The sequence below is a fragment of the Leptolyngbya sp. FACHB-8 genome (genome assembly GCF_014695575.1).
Lineage (GTDB): Bacteria > Cyanobacteriota > Cyanobacteriia > Elainellales > Elainellaceae > Vacuolonema.
The window spans coordinates 156,158-172,476 of record NZ_JACJOO010000057.1 but is presented as its reverse complement, the minus strand read 5'-3'; the positions used below and the strand labels follow the sequence as shown (position 1 = coordinate 172,476).

The 16,319-nt window shown below is 49.4% G+C and carries 11 protein-coding genes; 5 read left to right on the top strand and 6 right to left on the bottom strand.

The features are described 5' to 3' along the window. The first annotated feature begins 174 nt into the window (after positions 1-174). Positions 175-1,236, top strand: a complete 1,062-nt coding sequence (gene hisC, locus H6F91_RS14465) for a histidinol-phosphate transaminase (RefSeq protein ID WP_190775411.1) — start codon at positions 175-177, stop codon at positions 1,234-1,236. A 204-nt stretch (positions 1,237-1,440) separates the two neighbouring features. Here hisC and H6F91_RS14460 read toward each other — a convergent pair whose 3' ends face one another. Further along, a complete protein-coding gene (locus H6F91_RS14460; protein WP_190775412.1) occupies positions 1,441-1,998 on the bottom strand; it encodes a PadR family transcriptional regulator in 558 nt (185 codons plus the stop codon). Positions 1,999-2,284: 286 nt separating this feature from the next. On the opposite strand from H6F91_RS14460, the gene H6F91_RS14455 reads away from it, so the two are divergent. Together H6F91_RS14455 and H6F91_RS14450 are read left to right on the top strand one after the other, a co-directional pair. Next, positions 2,285-2,665, top strand: a complete 381-nt coding sequence (locus H6F91_RS14455) for a DUF4188 domain-containing protein (protein WP_347280039.1) — start codon at positions 2,285-2,287, stop codon at positions 2,663-2,665. A 92-nt stretch (positions 2,666-2,757) separates the two neighbouring features. Beyond that, positions 2,758-3,672: a YihY/virulence factor BrkB family protein gene (locus H6F91_RS14450; RefSeq protein ID WP_190775414.1), complete on the top strand. Its 915-nt coding sequence runs from the start codon at positions 2,758-2,760 to the stop codon at positions 3,670-3,672. Positions 3,673-3,940: 268 nt separating this feature from the next. Here H6F91_RS14450 and argC read toward each other — a convergent pair whose 3' ends face one another. Further along, positions 3,941-5,005, bottom strand: a complete 1,065-nt coding sequence (gene argC, locus H6F91_RS14445) for an N-acetyl-gamma-glutamyl-phosphate reductase (protein ID WP_190775415.1) — start codon at positions 5,003-5,005, stop codon at positions 3,941-3,943. A 326-nt stretch (positions 5,006-5,331) separates the two neighbouring features. On the opposite strand from argC, the gene ribBA reads away from it, so the two are divergent. Then, a complete protein-coding gene (gene ribBA / locus H6F91_RS14440) occupies positions 5,332-7,077 on the top strand; it encodes a bifunctional 3,4-dihydroxy-2-butanone-4-phosphate synthase/GTP cyclohydrolase II (protein ID WP_347280038.1) in 1,746 nt (581 codons plus the stop codon). Positions 7,078-7,127: 50 nt separating this feature from the next. Here ribBA and H6F91_RS14435 read toward each other — a convergent pair whose 3' ends face one another. Further along, complete coding sequence (locus H6F91_RS14435) at positions 7,128-8,243, bottom strand: saccharopine dehydrogenase NADP-binding domain-containing protein (protein ID WP_190775416.1); 1,116 nt, start codon at positions 8,241-8,243, stop codon at positions 7,128-7,130. Between the two features lie 453 nt (positions 8,244-8,696). Between H6F91_RS14435 and H6F91_RS14430 the strand changes: the two genes are divergently transcribed. Continuing rightward, entirely contained in the window at positions 8,697-9,581 is an 885-nt protein-coding gene (locus H6F91_RS14430) for a class II fructose-bisphosphate aldolase (RefSeq protein WP_190775417.1), read from the top strand. A gap of 228 nt (positions 9,582-9,809) precedes the next feature. On the opposite strand, the gene H6F91_RS14425 is transcribed toward H6F91_RS14430, so the two are convergent. The 3 genes from H6F91_RS14425 to H6F91_RS14415 all read right to left on the bottom strand — a co-directional run bounded on the left by H6F91_RS14425 (position 9,810) and on the right by H6F91_RS14415 (position 15,999). Next, positions 9,810-10,007 (bottom strand): hypothetical protein, encoded by a 198-nt coding sequence (locus tag H6F91_RS14425; protein ID WP_190775418.1) that lies wholly within the window; start codon positions 10,005-10,007, stop codon positions 9,810-9,812. 1,313 nt (positions 10,008-11,320) lie between these two features. Continuing rightward, on the bottom strand, positions 11,321-12,634 hold the full coding sequence (locus H6F91_RS14420) for an S-layer homology domain-containing protein (RefSeq protein ID WP_190775419.1): 1,314 nt from the start codon (positions 12,632-12,634) through the stop codon (positions 11,321-11,323). A gap of 611 nt (positions 12,635-13,245) precedes the next feature. Further along, positions 13,246-15,999: a PAS domain S-box protein gene (locus H6F91_RS14415; protein ID WP_190789390.1), complete on the bottom strand. Its 2,754-nt coding sequence runs from the start codon at positions 15,997-15,999 to the stop codon at positions 13,246-13,248. Positions 16,000-16,319 lie beyond the last annotated feature (320 nt).

Below are 16,319 nucleotides of genomic sequence, written 5' to 3'. Positions count from 1 at the left end.
CGCAGAATGGTGTGTGGGACGCTACGCGTCCCACACACCATTCTGCGCAGCTTTATATTGATTTGGCATGAACTAACAAGGTTAGCTTATGCGTCTAAAATAATTAGGTTGTTGGTGCGAACAATCGGGTAATCAGACAACACACACATCTGACAGGAATTCTTGCGATTCATTATGAGCTACTTTCGTCCTGCTATTGACAACATGGCTGGCTACGTTCCGGGCGAACAACCCAAGCCGGGAACGAAAATTATTAAACTCAACACCAATGAAAATCCCTATCCACCCTCTCCAAAGGTGATGGAAGTATTACGCGACTTAGATAGCGAGTATCTAAGACGTTACCCCGACCCTTACGCAAGAGACTTTTGTCAGGCGATCAGTGATGCTCTGGGAGTACCCGCCGATTGGATTATTGTGGGCAACGGTAGTGATGACGTGCTGAATCTGTTGGTGCGGGCCTGTGCAGAAGGGAGCGATCGCAAAGTCGTATACCCCATGCCGACCTACGTGCTCTACAAAACGTTGTCAGCCATGCAGCCTGCGGAAGTGGTTGAAGTTCCCTACGCGGATAACTTCCAATTACCCATTCAAGAACTAATTGCAGCCAAGGGAGCGATTACCTTCATCGCATCTCCCAATAGCCCTTCCGGTCACACCGTACCGTTGAATGATCTACGGGAATTAGCCCAAGGGGTATCCGGTGTTCTTGTAGTTGATGAGGCATACGTCGATTTTGCAGAATCTTCAGCATTGCCCTTAGTTCAGGAATTTGACAACGTTATTGTCTTACGCACCTTATCCAAAGGTTACTCGCTAGCAGGTTTGCGAATGGGCTTTGGTGTGGCAAACCCTCAACTTTTAAGTGGATTATTCAAAGTGAAGGATAGCTACAACATTGATGCGATCGCCATCATGTTGGGTGCTGCTGCGATGCGAGATCAAGCTTATAAAAATGCTTGTGCAGACAAAGTGAAAGTGTCGCGAACAACGTTAACAGCAGACTTGAAGAATTTAGGATTTACGGTGTTGGAGTCGCAAGGAAACTTTGTTTTGGCAACTCCTTTAGACGGAAATGCAGAATTCCTCTACACCGGCTTGAAAGAACGAGGGATCCTAGTTCGCTACTTCAAACAACATGGATTAGAGAATAAGCTTCGTATTTCTGTCGGTACAGATGAGCAAAACCAAATACTGATGGAAGCATTGGTCAGCTTGCTGAACAAGAGGGCATGAAACACTAGCACTCGGCGGCTTAATACCTATGTTAGGTAGTGTGGGGTACTTGGCATCTCATATCATGTCGGGTTAAATACCACTTTTTATCATGGTATTTAACCTTACTTGTTATCACACTACCCAACATAGGTTGATGTCCGGCATGCAGTATTAGCCTGATTTTTTGTTATGGGGCAAAGCCTCCACAACAAAAAATCGGGTTTAGAGGTTTTGTCCGCTACTGAGATGGGTGTCTAAGAATTGCAGAACTTCATCGCACCAGTTAAGCCACTCGATTTCAGAGCGAATGCCGTAGCGCAGGGTGAGGTATTGGAATTGATGCTCGCTCGAAGCCTCCTCAATATCCTGAAAATAATTTTGCTCAATGGCTCGATAGGTCGCGAGCCTCTCCTGATGCTGCTGTCGGTGATGTTCGAGTTCTGCGCGGATAGTTTCTCTAGAAACTAAAGCCCCCGCAAATAATTTGACGAGTAGATCATCTTTAATCGGCCCCATTTCTGCAGGCTGCGCAATCCACTCCCGCAGAAACTGCTGCCCTGATTCAGTCACAGAATAAATCTTTTTATCAGGGCGGCTTTCCTGTTGAACTTCTTGGGCATGCAGCAAGCCCTGTTCCTCCAGCTTGGTCAGTTCACGGTAAATCTGCTGAAAGCTAGCTTTCCAGAAAAAACCTACAGAGCCTTCAAAACGCTTCCGCAAGTCATAACCACTGCAGGGTTCCTCCAGTAGCACTGCCAGAATTGCATGAACTAAGGCCATAGGCTCTCACTTGACATAGTCACTTTATTGAGTACAAGCTGTCCATATATTCAATTAAGTGAATAGTTACTTTCTTGAATATACAACTTATCTATTTCATTTAGCTTGCTCCGCAGGGGGGCTTGTAGGGTTCGCTTCAATCCGGTTTAACCCTAATACAGCAGCTATTCAGACTATCCAGGCTTTTCCCAGAAGGAATAATCGATGAAATCCGTAATACCCGGACGGTTTACAGCGCAGATCGATCGGTCTTTTGTCGTTTTTCTAAGGAGGTTTCTGCATAAGAATTTACCCAGAATGTTGGTGCTTTGCCCGCTTCGCGGGCAAAGCACCAACATCTGGGGGTAATTTCATTACTGGAAATCTCCTAATTGGGATGCGAGTGAACCAGCTCACTGCCTTCTCGGAATGGATGCCGGTTGCTCAAGCCATGGGACCGATGTTGCGCACCCTGCGCGAGCATCCCGAAAAGGGATTTTTAGGGGGTAAGAAATTTTTCCGCTTATTCCCCCATTACGACATTGATGGTGTCCTTTACGAAACGATCTACGGCAAAATGTCCATCTTTGGGTTGGCCGCTGCCACACAACATGTTCCTGCCCAAAGCCACCATGAAACAGAGTCTATGCGGTTAGCTCGTAGTGGCTCTAAACATCTACCCGAGTGAGATGTCGGGGATCAAAGACAGCGTTAGTGTCAATGAGGATAGCTGTATCGAAATCCTACAAACCCACTGCCCGGTATGGCGTGCTGACTTCAATGGAACGGCCCAGATTCTTTCAGTTTTGGAGACATCTTAATCGAAGGACAGTACGCACGTTGATCCAGCGATCGCTTCAACAACGGTTGCCGGGTTTGGCTGCGGAAATGGCCTACAGTCTGATCCTGGGTTTATTTCCGGGCATCTTAACAGTGTTGTCAGCGGTTGGGTTAGTGGCTCCGTTGCAGTTAACGCTGCAAAATTTAGTGAGACAGTTGCAAGATGTCGTACCCAGCGAAGCCATGGTGCTGATTGAAGATTTTGCCAACGATATTGCTACCCGCCGGGATACAGGCTTGTTTTCGATTAGCTTCATCATTGCCTTCTGGGCCACATCCGGGGCACTGAGTGCAGCGATGGTTGCGTTAGATCAGATCCATGAGATTCCGCAATCCCGTGTTCGTCCTTATTGGCGATCGCGTTTTCTCTCGTTTTTACTCACGATTGGGGCTCTGCTTCTTGTCACACTGGCCGTCTATCTGGTCTTTGTGAGCAATCTGCTTCTGCGGCGGGTGGTGGGCTATAGCGGTCCCTTTGATGCCTGGATTCTATGGGCTGCTGAGCTGTCTAGCCTACCGGTGGTGCTGGTAGTGATGTCTCTCACTTTTGGGTTCATCTATCGGTTTGGGCCAAGCCATTGGAACCCAGGACAACCCATTATGCCGGGTGCGATGATAGCCGCTGGTCTGTGGGCTATGCTGTCAAATCTATTTCGGCTTTATGTGGAGAGTTTTGGGAATTACAACCGGGCCTACGGGGCGATCGGGGCGGTCATCGTGCTATTGCTGTGGCTCTATCTGTCGTCTCTGGCCTTGCTGTTGGGCGATCAGTTAAACGTCGTCGTAGGAGAAGCCATGATGAAAAAGCGGGCGGGTGAGCCCTCCAAGGAGAGTAAAACCCCTTTAAAGCGTTAACGATGCAGCTTAGTATTTTGGATGAATCAGAGACTCAGTCAGGATGGTTAAAGCTCAGGTATCTGGCACTTCCGGTTCAAGCTTCTGCATGAATCAGTTTTTAAGGGCGTAAATCGTTGCATAGCTTCGCTATGCAACGATTCACACAGAAGGTCTGTTGCTAAGGATTACAAACAACACAACCCGTCATTCTTTTTGTGGGAGTGGCGGCGAAGTCGCCACTCCCACAAAAAGAATGACGGGTTGTTAAATGTATAACCCTAAGACGTTATGGATAGAAGGTTAATTGAGGTAACCCTAACGTTTCTTCCCACCCCATCATCAAATTCAGGCATTGGATAGCCTGCCCTGCCTGACCCTTTAGTAGATTGTCGATGGCGGACATGACGATCACGCGGCTGGTACGGGGGTCAACTTCAATGCCGATGTAGCAGAGGTTTGTGCCTGCAGCCCACTTGGTTTGGGGGTAAGTACCACTGGGAAGGATCTTGACCCAGGGGCATGAGCGGTAGAAGGCGTTGTAGATCGTGATTAGATCATCCCGTACTAGCCCTGGATCACGCATAGTAGCGTAAACGGTAGAGAGGATACCGCGTACCATCGGCACCAGGTGAGGTGTGAATTGAATCAGGACTTCGTGACCCGCCAGATCACTGCATACCTGTTCAATTTCAGGAGTATGACGGTGACGACCGCCGACGCCATAGGCGCCAAAGGAGCTGTCGGCTTCGGCTAGGAGCATATTCACTTTAGGCGGTTGGCGGCCTCCACCGGAGGTTCCAGACTTGGCATCAATGATGGCGGTCTCAGGAATAATCAGGCCCTGCTTGAGCAAGGGGGCTAATGCCAGCAAACTGGCTGTGGGATAGCAACCGGGACAACCCACCAGTTGAGCTTCTTGAATGCGACTGCGGTACAGTTCTGGTAAACCATAAACAGCTGTGCTGGCAATTTCATAATCATCGCGCTCGACGCCGTACCAGGTGCTGTAAGTGCTCAGATCACTGAAACGGTAGTCTGCCGATAAATCCAATACTTTGCACCCCTTCTCTAAAAGACGGGGGGTCATTTTATAGGCAATGCCATTGGGCAGGGAGAGAAAGACAACCTGGCAGCGATCGCCAATCACCTCCGCATCCACTTCCTCCACCGTCAGCTTTACCTGATGGCCTAAATGGGGGTAAAGGGCACCAAACTCCTGCCCCACAGTGCTATTACCGCCGATGTACACCAAATCTAGATGAGGGTGATCTTGCAGCAGCCGCACCAGTTGTATTCCGCCATAGCCGGAGGCTCCTACCACGCCCACCGACACCCGTTCTGCATCACCCATAATACCGACCTATACGACTCAACAAGGAAACCGATAATCCTCGGTAGCAATACAATAAACTAACCTGTTCGATTGTGCTAATTGAACGCACGTTTTCTTCAGGTTATCGCTAAGGTCAGGCGTTATTATGCCTGTTGCCTCTAACGTTAGCCTCTGATCCGGTCTACTCCAGCGTTAACTTCCCTCAGGCTGTTGCAGGGGGCCTCCCCTCCCTAGCCTGCCCCTTTCCAAAGACCCAGGCAAAAATCCCCAGGTAGATCGATGAAATCGATAAGATGGGGATCAGACTCATTACAAAAAGTTAACATTCCTTCAGAGAGTTTCCCGTGGAACCGCTTCACTCACCCCAACTGCTCAATGACTTCAACCCGACTTCGGGCTTTACGTTTGACTCCATTGAAGATGCGTTAGCCGATCTTAAGGCTGGCAAAATGATCGTGGTTGTGGATGACGAAAACCGCGAAAACGAAGGGGATTTAATCGGTGCGGCTCAGTTTTGCACCCCAGATATGATCAACTTCATGGCAGTTGAGGCTCGGGGGCTGATCTGCCTGGCTATGACCGGGGAGCGTCTGGATGAACTGGAACTGCCCTTGATGGTAAGCAATCAGGCCTTTGAGGATAGCTACGAACAAACAGCCTTTACCGTTAGTATTGACGGGGCTCTGCACCTGGGCGTAACAACCGGAATTTCTGCAGATGACCGGGCAAAAACCATTCAGTTGGCCATTAATCCCAAAACTCGGCCCGAGGATCTGCGCCGTCCGGGGCATATCTTCCCGTTACGATCGCGCGAAGGTGGTGTCCTCAAGCGAGCAGGCCACACCGAAGCGGGAGTCGATTTACCCAGGATGGCTGGCCTCTATCCTGCCGGCGTCATCTGTGAAATTCAGAACCCTGATGGCTCGATGGCGCGGTTACCCGAGTTGATTGAGTATTCAGCCCGTCACCAACTGAAAATCATCAGCATTGCCGACCTGATCAGCTACCGGCTGCAACATGAGCGGTTTCTCATTCGCGAAGCCATAGCCGATCTGCCCAGCCAGTTTGGCCACTTCAAAGTCTACGGCTATCGCAACCTGCTAGATAACTCCGAGCATGTAGCTATTGTCAAAGGCGACCCAGCTACCTTTGCCGAAAAACCTGTGATGGTGCGCGTTCACTCCGAATGCCTGACAGGGGACTCTCTGGGTTCCCTGCGCTGTGATTGCCGGATGCAGTTGCAAGCCGCGCTGAAAATGATTGAGTCCGTAGGTGAAGGGGTCATTGTGTACCTGCGCCAGGAAGGACGTGGCATCGGCCTGATCAATAAACTCAAAGCCTATTCCTTGCAGGATATGGGCCTGGATACGGTGGAAGCTAACGAGCGGCTGGGGTTCCCCGCCGATCAACGCAACTATGGAATTGGGGCCCAGATTCTGAATGATGTAGGGGTTAAACAATTCAAGCTAGTAACGAATAACCCTCGCAAGATTGCTGGCATCAAGGGCTACGGCCTGGAGATGGTGGATCGTGTACCACTGCTGATTGAAGCCACGAGCTACAATGCCGCTTACCTGCAAACCAAGGCTGAAAAGCTTGGGCACTTACTCCTCAGCTCCTACCTGGTAACGATCGCCCTCGAATGGCAGGAAGATGCACAATCCCCAATTGATCGCTACGAGCGGTTAGAGAAGATTCGTCACCTGGCTCAACAGCACGACTTGCTATTGCAGGAAGAGGCACGTCCGGTGGCGATCGCTCTCTTCAACCCAGCTTCCTTGATCGTCCATCTGGGCCTCGCTCAGTCTCAGGGAATTGCACCCGATTGGTATCAGCATCCGGACCATCCGTTGGTGGAGGCGATCGTTCCCATTCTGGACGAGCTTGCCCAATGGCATGACCTGCAACAATTGGAATTTCTTATTTCATCGGGAAGCGACCCGATGACCAATTTGCAGATTCAACTGTGCCGCCAGGTGTTCTCTTTGAATCCTGTAGCCCAGAAGGATGCGGTGCTCCCCTCCTCCCTCCGCTCGTCCTTAGAAACGCAGCGGATCTATGTCTTCTCCCACCATGGGCAAGATGACTAATCAGAGACATCGATTTTTCGTGCGCATAGCGCACGAAAAATCAATTGAATCTAGGCAAACACCTTAGAATCAAACGTCTCGCTAATCTGTAGATTGCGGCGCTTCATGGTTTCCTGGAACTGGGGCGTCGAGAGAATTTGCTCCACGGCATAAACACCGGGTTGCTTCAGTTCGCCCTTCAGCATCAGTTCTGCGATACTGCCTGTGCCTAAGCCTGTGGCCACTGCTGCGCTTTCGTGGGAAAAGGTGCTGCAGTAATGGTGAGTAGCACCGTCCTTCTGGCCCCGAATGTCACAACGCATGGCGACTCCAGTACCACTAAAGCGATCGGTCACACTGGTCATGGAATAGCTGACATTAGCGAGAAACTCCACCGTTGCAGGATGCTTCAGGATGGGCGAGGGTACCAAGTGAGCCATGCTCCAGGTAGCGTGGTTGTAGAAGTCGGGCACAACACCAAACTTGGTCACCACATTCTTCACCTCAGGGAAGGTGCGTTGGAGGGTAATCGCCTCTGGCATGTCATACCAGTACACGCTGGCTTTCCCGTAGGCAGGAAATTCCAGAGTTTCACGAGCTGAGTATGGTTTCACCGTTTGCCAGGTGCCATTTAGCCAGGCTGGGAAAGAGTGCTGTAGCCCAATAAAGGTCGTTCGCATAACGGTGACGCCTGCGCCACCTGAACCAGCCACTACATAGCTAAGCTGTATGGAGTCGGTCTTGTCCATCATTTCGACCCCCTGGCGCACCATGCTGTTAGAAATACCGGGAAATACTCCGGTATTTACAACAGCCGTAACGCCGGCGGCTTCAGCTTCCGCGCTGTAGCTTAAGGCCTTTTCGGTGAAGGTGCGCTCATCACTCACATCGGCATAGTCGACCCCGGATTCAATGCACATCTGTAGGACACGGGTGTCGCGGTAGTGGAAGGGGCCGGCGGAATGGAGGACGAGATTGTGGTTGGCGATCGCCTGCCGTACCCGCTCTGGGTCGGATAAGTCTAATTGCAAAAACCGCACCTTTGGCCCCAGTTGCTCTGCCAAGGCAATACCGAGATGCTCTTGGCGGCCTGTAACGGTCACCTCAGCATCAGTATGAGCAAGGATATCGCGAGCAATGCTGCTGCCGATGCGTCCGCATCCTCCAATAATCAATACCTGTTTCATGTTTTATATAAAACTCAACAGTTCAGGCCAATCTCAGCATTTGGGCACAGAAGTAGATGGTAGGCGAAGGGTGCCTGTCCCCTTCCAACCTCTCCGCTGCCTTATCCTGACGGTATCGGACGTAGCATTTCCTGGCATCAACCAAACGACAGGAGTTGAAGTCCTTATAAATGTGGGAGAAATTCTATTCAAACTTGCCCTTAAAATTCCAGCCTTTCTATTAGACCTCCTGTGTAGAGCGTGGTGTAGCTTTGCCAGACCTACGATTTAACCTCCAAAAATCAATTTATGTAGGGTGTCTTTTGAATCACCGCAAGCAGGGATCGTGAGTGCTAGGGTGTAATTTAAGACTTGCTGAAAGAGTTATTTTTTCATCCGTTCCGTACATGAAAGAATAACTTTTAGAGCAGCTCCTAGTGCTTTGTCAGGTTCTCAATTGGATTAAACAGTTCTATGCTCACCTCTACCCAAGAACTCCTTGAAACCGCTCGACGGAATATTTATGCCATTGGAGCCTTCAATGTGTACAACTTAGAGGGGGTAAAAGCAGTCGTGATGGCAGCGGAAGAGGCTCGTAGTCCAGCTATGTTGCAGCTTCACCCTAGTGCTCTAAAGTTTGGTGGTTCTAGCCTGGTAGCCCTTTGTCTGGAAGCAGCTCGGGGGGCAACGGTTCCGATGTCTGTACATCTTGATCACAGTACCTCAGAAACTGCGATTCAAATGGCTCTGGCGGTAGGAATGCGCTCGATCATGGCGGACGGTTCTCCCTATCCCTATGAGAAAAACTTGGCTTTCACGAAATCGATGACGGACGTTGCTCACACCGTTGGTGCCGTGGTCGAAGCCGAGATTGGCCGAATCAGCGGCACAGAAGATGGATTAACCATTGCCGAGAAAGAGGCCAAAATGACCGACCCCGATCAGGCCAGAGAATTTGTTGCAGCAACAGGGGTTGATTCCCTGGCGGTCACCATTGGCAATGTTCACGGCAACTATCAGAGTGAACCCCGCTTAGATTTCGATCGCCTTGCTAAAATCCGCCGTCTGGTGGATATTCCCCTGGTGCTTCACGGTGCATCGGGTTTACCCCCTGCTATGATCAGCCGCTCTATTCAGCTGGGGGTTTGCAAGTTCAATGTCAACACTGAAGTGCGACAGGCCTATATGCGTATCCTTCAGTCTGAGCCCTGCGCTGATCCCGATGCTGATTTGCTGGACTGCATGGACGATGTCATCGCCGCCATGAAAGAGGTGATTCTAGAAAAACTTGATTTATTTGGGTCCGTTGGGAAAGCTCATCTACATCAAGCAATCCCTGTAAATGCTGAAAAACGGTAGATTTAATCACCTGTACAAGAAGGCCTGAAGCAAAGCTCGCACTCTTGCCACAATAAGAATCTAGAATAGGCAGAGCTTACGTAATTGTTGTGAGGTATGCGAGGCACACCTCACAACAATTACGTAAGTCCTAACATATTTAACGGGTGGAATAGGCTCACCCTACTCCACCCGTTAAGGAATATTTCAAAAACCATAAAGGAACACTACAGCACGAGTTCACAAAGTTTAAGAACGGGCAATCTTCCATTGCATACGTTCCATCGTTTTCTGCCGCCCGTAGATTGTAATGCCATCACCACAGTGAATAACGAGCTGACATCCATCGATTCGCCGAATGACACCTTGGTCTCCAGGTTCTGGGCCTTCGATGCGATCGCCCACTTGCCACCCATTACATCGTTGATCTTGATTAGACACCATCATTCTTTTTCCCTCATATCTAAAAATATTCAGTTTGAATAAAAGCGAGCAGACCATTAAGCATTAACTTGCTGGTCGAAGCTTATAGTTATGTAATAAGCCCATTATTGAAGGAAGCGGACTCACCTCTACATAAGGTTAGATATATGACTATACAGTCAAATACCTAATCTTTGTCTAGAATATCGCGAGTACTCACAATTTCTGCAGATAACCTTGAATTGAAAACATTTCTAAAGAGCTATAACTGAGCGATCGATGATGAAAAGCCTATCCTATTGGCCTCAAACAGTTGCTCTAGCTTTGTATGTCTATTGTATCGTGAATCCAGGATTTGAGAACCTGTAGCGGGTAAGGCATTATTTTGCATGGGTCATTCATTTTGCTAAAAGCTATTCTCGTTAATGCTTCTAGGAAAATCAAGAATCACTTTCAAGGCTTCTTAGCAAGCTCAAGCGAATGAATAGGTTTCAGCCCTTTAGTAGAAATCAAGCTACTTATACCTTCTAGGGATTGTGTATCTAATAACCTGTAATTCTTTGTGGAAGTGGTGGCAAAGCTACCACTTCCACAAAGAATTACAGGTTGTTTTATTTGTGGTCTTAAGGCACCGCTCTAAAACCAAACCCCCGAGCCCCTATTGCCCCGCCACTTCATAACAAAAAATAGGGGTGCGGGGGTTTGCTGCAAAATTTGAATTGAGCTACCTATTAGAGATAATATCTAAGCCATTGCAGGCTCATCAATGATAAAGCTTTATTTCGTTTGCAATCCCAAGAAAGAGTTAATTCTTCTAAAAGTTTGCCAGACAATATAGCACTACACGTTTATACCCCTCTCGTACCTCATTCGATACAGAAAAACTTTTCTTAAAAGGTATCAGAACAGTACATTGCTATCTCAAAGCATTTTTTAAGGTAGGTGTCATATCCTATACACAAAAAGGACAGTAGAAATAGTCTTTTCCTGTTATTTAGACTGCTTCTCTATCAACATTCTGGACTTTATATGGATATCTAATCTAGTTGAAAACCGTTATGAGTGACAGCCCTGCACAAAATATGTTTTATCCTTGATTCACCTCAGTTCGAGATAAGCTAAAGTGCCCATTTTTATACGCGAAACGTACAGAATCAGCTTCTGGATTAGAAGAAACTCAGGGGTGCATCCCACTTTTGGAGGTGAAGCGGGCTTCGCCCGCTTCACCTCCAAAAGTGGGTTTCCAAATTTGCAAAAGTGGGATGCACCCAAACTCAGAAACCCGGCATTTTTAAAAACGCCGGGCTTCTGACACCTATTACGTAACCTTAATCAGGTTATGGGCGGTTGCCAGGAGTACGGCCACCTTCATCGTTGCTGCCGCCGTGGGGTTGCGAGTTGCCGGGATCACACCCTTCTGCACCGTTACCAATGCCCTGGTTACAGTTTTGGCGTGGGGGGCGGGATGTGTCTGTTGAATCTGAATCAACGACCGTTTCGGAGTCGACATCGGTGACAACAGTCGTGTCTTGAACCACATAGGGCGAGTCAATACGGGCGACATAACCCATGCTGTAAAGGGTTTGATAAACCAGTACCGCTACCTCGGCACGAGTTGCAACCCGCTCCAGGTCCAACGTATTGACGTTCGGGTAATTCGTCATAACTCCCCGATTCGTCAGGGCTGCCAGGAGAAGACGAGCCTCCGCAGAACTGACGGTTACATCGGAGTAGCGATTTAGAATGCTGACGTTGGTTTCTTGGGTGGAGAAGTTGAAACCCCGTGCGATCGCAAACAGTACATCACCCCGATACAGCTCCGCTAACGGACGGAACTCACGGTTACCCACTACATTCAAAAAGCCTCGTTCATAGGCTGTATCAATAGCCGCAGCAGCCCAATAATCCTCATCCACATCTACGAAGGCAATGGCATCGCGAATGTCTTCGACATTAAAGGCACGCCGAATAATGGCAGCAAATTCTGCCCGCGTGACAGGCTCATTTGGCCGATACAGCCCATCGGGATACCCTGCAATAATATCGAGAGCTGCCAGTTCTCGGATGAATCGCGCTGCCCAATAGTTCGACTGCACATCCGAGAAGGAGATTTGCGTACTTTGTACCCGTAGTTGAGCCGTACGAATCTCTGTTGCACGCTCATCGTAATACACGGCCGAGCCATTAGCATTCGTGCGGCAAACCCAATAGCGTTGCCCATCTGTCACGGTGACCAGGTAACCCGGTGTAATGACTTGGCTACAGTTTTCCTGAGCGTTCAACCCCAGGCAACTATCACGCCAAGAACGACGAGATACCTCAACAATACGCAGGTTGCTGGCACTCACATTGGCCCGTTGGGCGACCGCTTGAAACACAGCTACTTGAACTGTTTGAGTAAAGCTAGTTTGGGAAGTTTCTACTTCAACGGTTTGAACCTGAGTTTCCGTTGTTTGAACTTCAATAGTCTGGCTCTCGGTGCGCTCAATGGTTTGTGTTTCCATCTCAACTTCCGTTGCACCACTTTGCGCCAGACGTGTATTGGACGCTTCTGCTGTTTGAGATTGAGCGGGTGTTGAGAAAAGGGTAAAAGCGGTCAAACCGGCGATCGCTAATGACCACGGAGCTGTGATATGCATTGCCTTACTCATCGTCAACGGTTCCTCTTTCAGGTGAACGTAACTTAACTGCAACAACGTAGGGATAGATGTAATAGTTTCTGAATTTTGGGGATTTTACAGTCCCTTTATAAATTACGAAGTTTCCCTGATCCGACTCACGTAGTGTTCCACAACTCGATTGAAAACTATCAAAGCTTTAAATTCTTTTTGGCCTAAAATCGTCCTATTTTTATACATTACTGTTTCAATTCAATGAGAAAACTTAGTGCATTACTCGTAAATCTACACTAGTTATCACTACTAAAAGATAGATCTCTTCCTTTCTGATTCTCTGCCTAAAGAGAGAGGCAAAAGCGATCGCCCAAGAGTTAAGGCCTTAATAAACCTCAGTTCGGGTTAAGGGCTTTTTCGAGTGCCGCGCTTCGCGCGGCACTCGAAAAAGCCCATTATTGCGTGTGCAACGCGCACGTAATAATGGGCGGTTCGGCTTATCCCGAACTGACGTTAATAAAGGTGACAGCGTTCTAAAAAGACGCCCTAGTAAAATCACCACCAGGATTTTGAGAGGCCACAATGACAGGTGAGATGTAGCAGGTGAAGCCTGTTACATCTCACCTGCCAAAAATTGGTGTGGTGAAATATTAGTTCAATACCGTAGGGCGGTTGACCAAATAAAGAATCAGGCAGGTTTGATTATTGCCACTGTCTACCTCGATGACACCCCCTAACTGTTCGGCAAGTTTTTTGACGAGGGCTAACCCCAAGCCAGTACCACCATGCCGCCAGGGGTCATTTTTAGGAATGCGGTAAAATTTTTCGAAAATGCGATCGCGCTCTATCGCTGGAATTTCAACCCCGGTGTTTGTAACGCGAAGCCGGAATATTTGAAGAGGTTGGTTCCCCAGGCGTAAAATTGATTTCTGTTGCCATAAGGCGGGAGGAATATTCATATCCCTGCCCTCAAGGATATTCCCGAAAGAAGGCTCTAAGCCAGGGGTCAATTGGCGTTGAACCCATACCATTTGGGTTTCTAAAATAATTTGGCCGCCCGAAGGGGTGTACTTGCAAGCATTATTGAGCAATTCTGAGACAATACGCTCCAGGTAGGATAGATCCGTTGTGAGAAGCGGTAGATCGGGAGCCACATGCAGCTCCAGAGCCTGTTGCTGACTACAGGCCCGTTCCCGAAAGGCATTGACCAGAGTGGGAAGCCAGCTTTGCAGGCTGATGGACGATAGAGCCGGGGGTTCTGTGCCCGCATCAAGCCGGGACAGATCCAGCAAGTCATTGATCAGGCTGATTTCTCGCTGGCATTCGTCATGAAGGATGCGGAAGTAACGCTCAATTTCAGGATGCTTTTGCAGGACGGTCTCGTTCACAATGCCGGTGCGGGTGAGCACCAGATCCAACATTTGAGCAGCAATTTTGAGGTTGGCCATCGGCGTCCGCAACTCGTGAGACACCGTACTCAAGAAGTCATCCTTCAAGCTATTCAAGCGTTCCAGTTCCGTCACCTGAGCCTGGGCAGTCTGATAGAGGCGGGCTTGACGGATAGCGATCGCACACTGGTTCGCCACTTGCTGCACCAGCCGAATATCCTGCTCACTATAGGCATGGAAACTGGGGCTAATCAGCCATAGATCGCCCAACACTCCCTGATTATCCTGAATCGGGCAGGCCAGCATAGAAACGCGATCGCGCACTGGGTTATCCAGAATCGAGCAGAACTGAAAATGTTGCCCCTGAAGTAAAGGCTCGTAGATCTCCGGAAAGTCGGCCATCCGAGATATACGGCCACGGGCAGGGGTGAGGGTTTTGGTGTACTCGTAGCGAATGGTGGAAATGCCTTGTTCCAGGTCAAACAGAGCAGCGTTGCAGCACAAAACCCCCATGCCCATCGCCAATTCCTTGACGGCAGTTTGCAAAATCTGGGTCTCATCCAGGCTGTCGCGCACCCGGTCGGTAATGCGCTTAAGGGTTGCTTCAAATTCAAAGGCCAGTTGCAGTTGAACCGTACGCACCCGCACTTGCCGTTCTAAGCTGGCGTTCAGGTGTTGCACTTCAGCGTAGAGCTGCGATTGTTGAATGGCGATCGCCAATTGGTCTGCCACCAGGCAAGCCAACTCGACTTCCGAGGATTTCCAGGAACGGGAGAGGTCAGAATCATTTAGACAGAGAGCTCCCCACACCTGCGACCCCACCAGCAACGGCACCATCACCCAGGTGCCTGTAAAGCGTTCAGTTATTTCCTGGGAAACCGGATCTTGCCAGGGGCTGGGGGTAGGAAGCGTGACCACCTCGGCACGTTTGAGGCGATCGGTCAGAGGATTGTTTAACCCAGAAACTTGCAACCGGAGCACCGGAAGCAATTCTTCGGAGGGACAAAACTCCGCTCGCCCTAGCCATACCTCCGTCTCCTCTAGATACTGAAACATGGCCGCCCGATCTACCCGTAGCAGTTGAGCAATTTCCTCGGTTGCCGTCGAAAATACAGTATTCAGATCCAGGGAGTTGCGAATAACCTGGATCACGCGATTGAGGGTGCGTTCACGCTCAATTCGCTGACGCAAAGCAGCTTCTATTTGCTTGCGATCATGAATGTCGCGCCCTACAGCCTGATATTCGATAGGCTCGCCGTTGTCGTTCAGAATGGATTGGGTTGTCCATTGCATCCAGCGTTCGGAACCATGGGGGGTGATGAGAGGCACCTCCAGAGTGTCGGTATCCGCCGGGTGGGCATTTAATTCGGCTAGCCGTTCGGTAATCCGGCTGTGGTAGTTGGCGGGTACCCACGTCAGGATCGAAAACCCCAGAAGAGCGGTGCGATCGCGCTCTAAAAGCCGGCAACAGGCATCATTTACAAAGGTCAAAGTACCATCTAGATTAAACCGGCACACCAGCTCTACCTGGCTATCCAACATGGCGCGGTACCGGATTTCACTCTCACGGAGTGCCAATTCTGCGAGCTTCAGCCGAGTAATATCCCGGCTGATGAGCAACACAGACATTAATCGGCGATCGCTTCCCAGTTCTGGTACGACCCGGGCGTGCCAGAAGAACGCTCCACTGCGAGTTGGTAGATCAAACTCAATAAATTGTTCTTGTCCGGTTTGTAGAACCTGTTGGATTGCTGCTTTCCATCGGCTCGCTACATCCTCCGGTAAGCCAACCTCTTCCAAGGTTTTGCCGATCATGTCCGCCGGCAGTAACCCCAATTCCTGGGTAATGCGCGAGTTAGCATACCGGAGCCGCAAATTTGGGTCAATTTGCAAAATGATGTCCGGTGTATTCTCAACCAGGGCCTGGAACTCTGGATTGTAGCCTTGCCCGGGGTGTTGCAACAATGAGTCACTTCCGGCACCAATATTGTCCATGCGAGGAGTTGGAGATGGCATATCGGGTAAAGGTCGTGGGTTAGGCGCGGCCCAGAGGTAAGACGGGGATAGTTTGAGTATTGAGCGCGAATCCCAATGACCTCATGCTGTCGGCACAACCCGACAACCCCATAACACGATGCCCACTAGACGTAACGGATAGAAATAGAATCAGGGACTCTTGCTGTTTTCAGCGTGCCCAAACCCTAAACCGGACACTAACCCAGTTCATAAATGAAGAAACATCTTTCATTAGGTATTCCAGGGAACACTTCTTTAATCTAACGCGATCCCCGCTCCATCATTTGAAGCTATAGCAATGTGCAAGTGCGTTAAGTACA

Excerpts from the sequence above, each read along its gene's own strand:
- H6F91_RS14425 (WP_190775418.1), bottom strand. The coding sequence starts at position 10,007 with ATGATGGTGTCTAATCAAGATCAACGATGTAATGGGTGGCAAGTGGGC.
- argC (WP_190775415.1), bottom strand. The coding sequence starts at position 5,005 with ATGGGTGATGCAGAACGGGTGTCGGTGGGCGTGGTAGGAGCCTCCGGC.
- H6F91_RS14420 (WP_190775419.1), bottom strand. The coding sequence starts at position 12,634 with ATGAGTAAGGCAATGCATATCACAGCTCCGTGGTCATTAGCGATCGCC.
- H6F91_RS14460 (WP_190775412.1), bottom strand. The coding sequence starts at position 1,998 with ATGGCCTTAGTTCATGCAATTCTGGCAGTGCTACTGGAGGAACCCTGC.
- H6F91_RS14415 (WP_190789390.1), bottom strand. The coding sequence starts at position 15,999 with ATGCCATCTCCAACTCCTCGCATGGACAATATTGGTGCCGGAAGTGAC.
- H6F91_RS14450 (WP_190775414.1), top strand. The coding sequence starts at position 2,758 with ATGGAACGGCCCAGATTCTTTCAGTTTTGGAGACATCTTAATCGAAGG.
- H6F91_RS14435 (WP_190775416.1), bottom strand. The coding sequence starts at position 8,243 with ATGAAACAGGTATTGATTATTGGAGGATGCGGACGCATCGGCAGCAGC.
- hisC (WP_190775411.1), top strand. The coding sequence starts at position 175 with ATGAGCTACTTTCGTCCTGCTATTGACAACATGGCTGGCTACGTTCCG.
- H6F91_RS14430 (WP_190775417.1), top strand. The coding sequence starts at position 8,697 with ATGCTCACCTCTACCCAAGAACTCCTTGAAACCGCTCGACGGAATATT.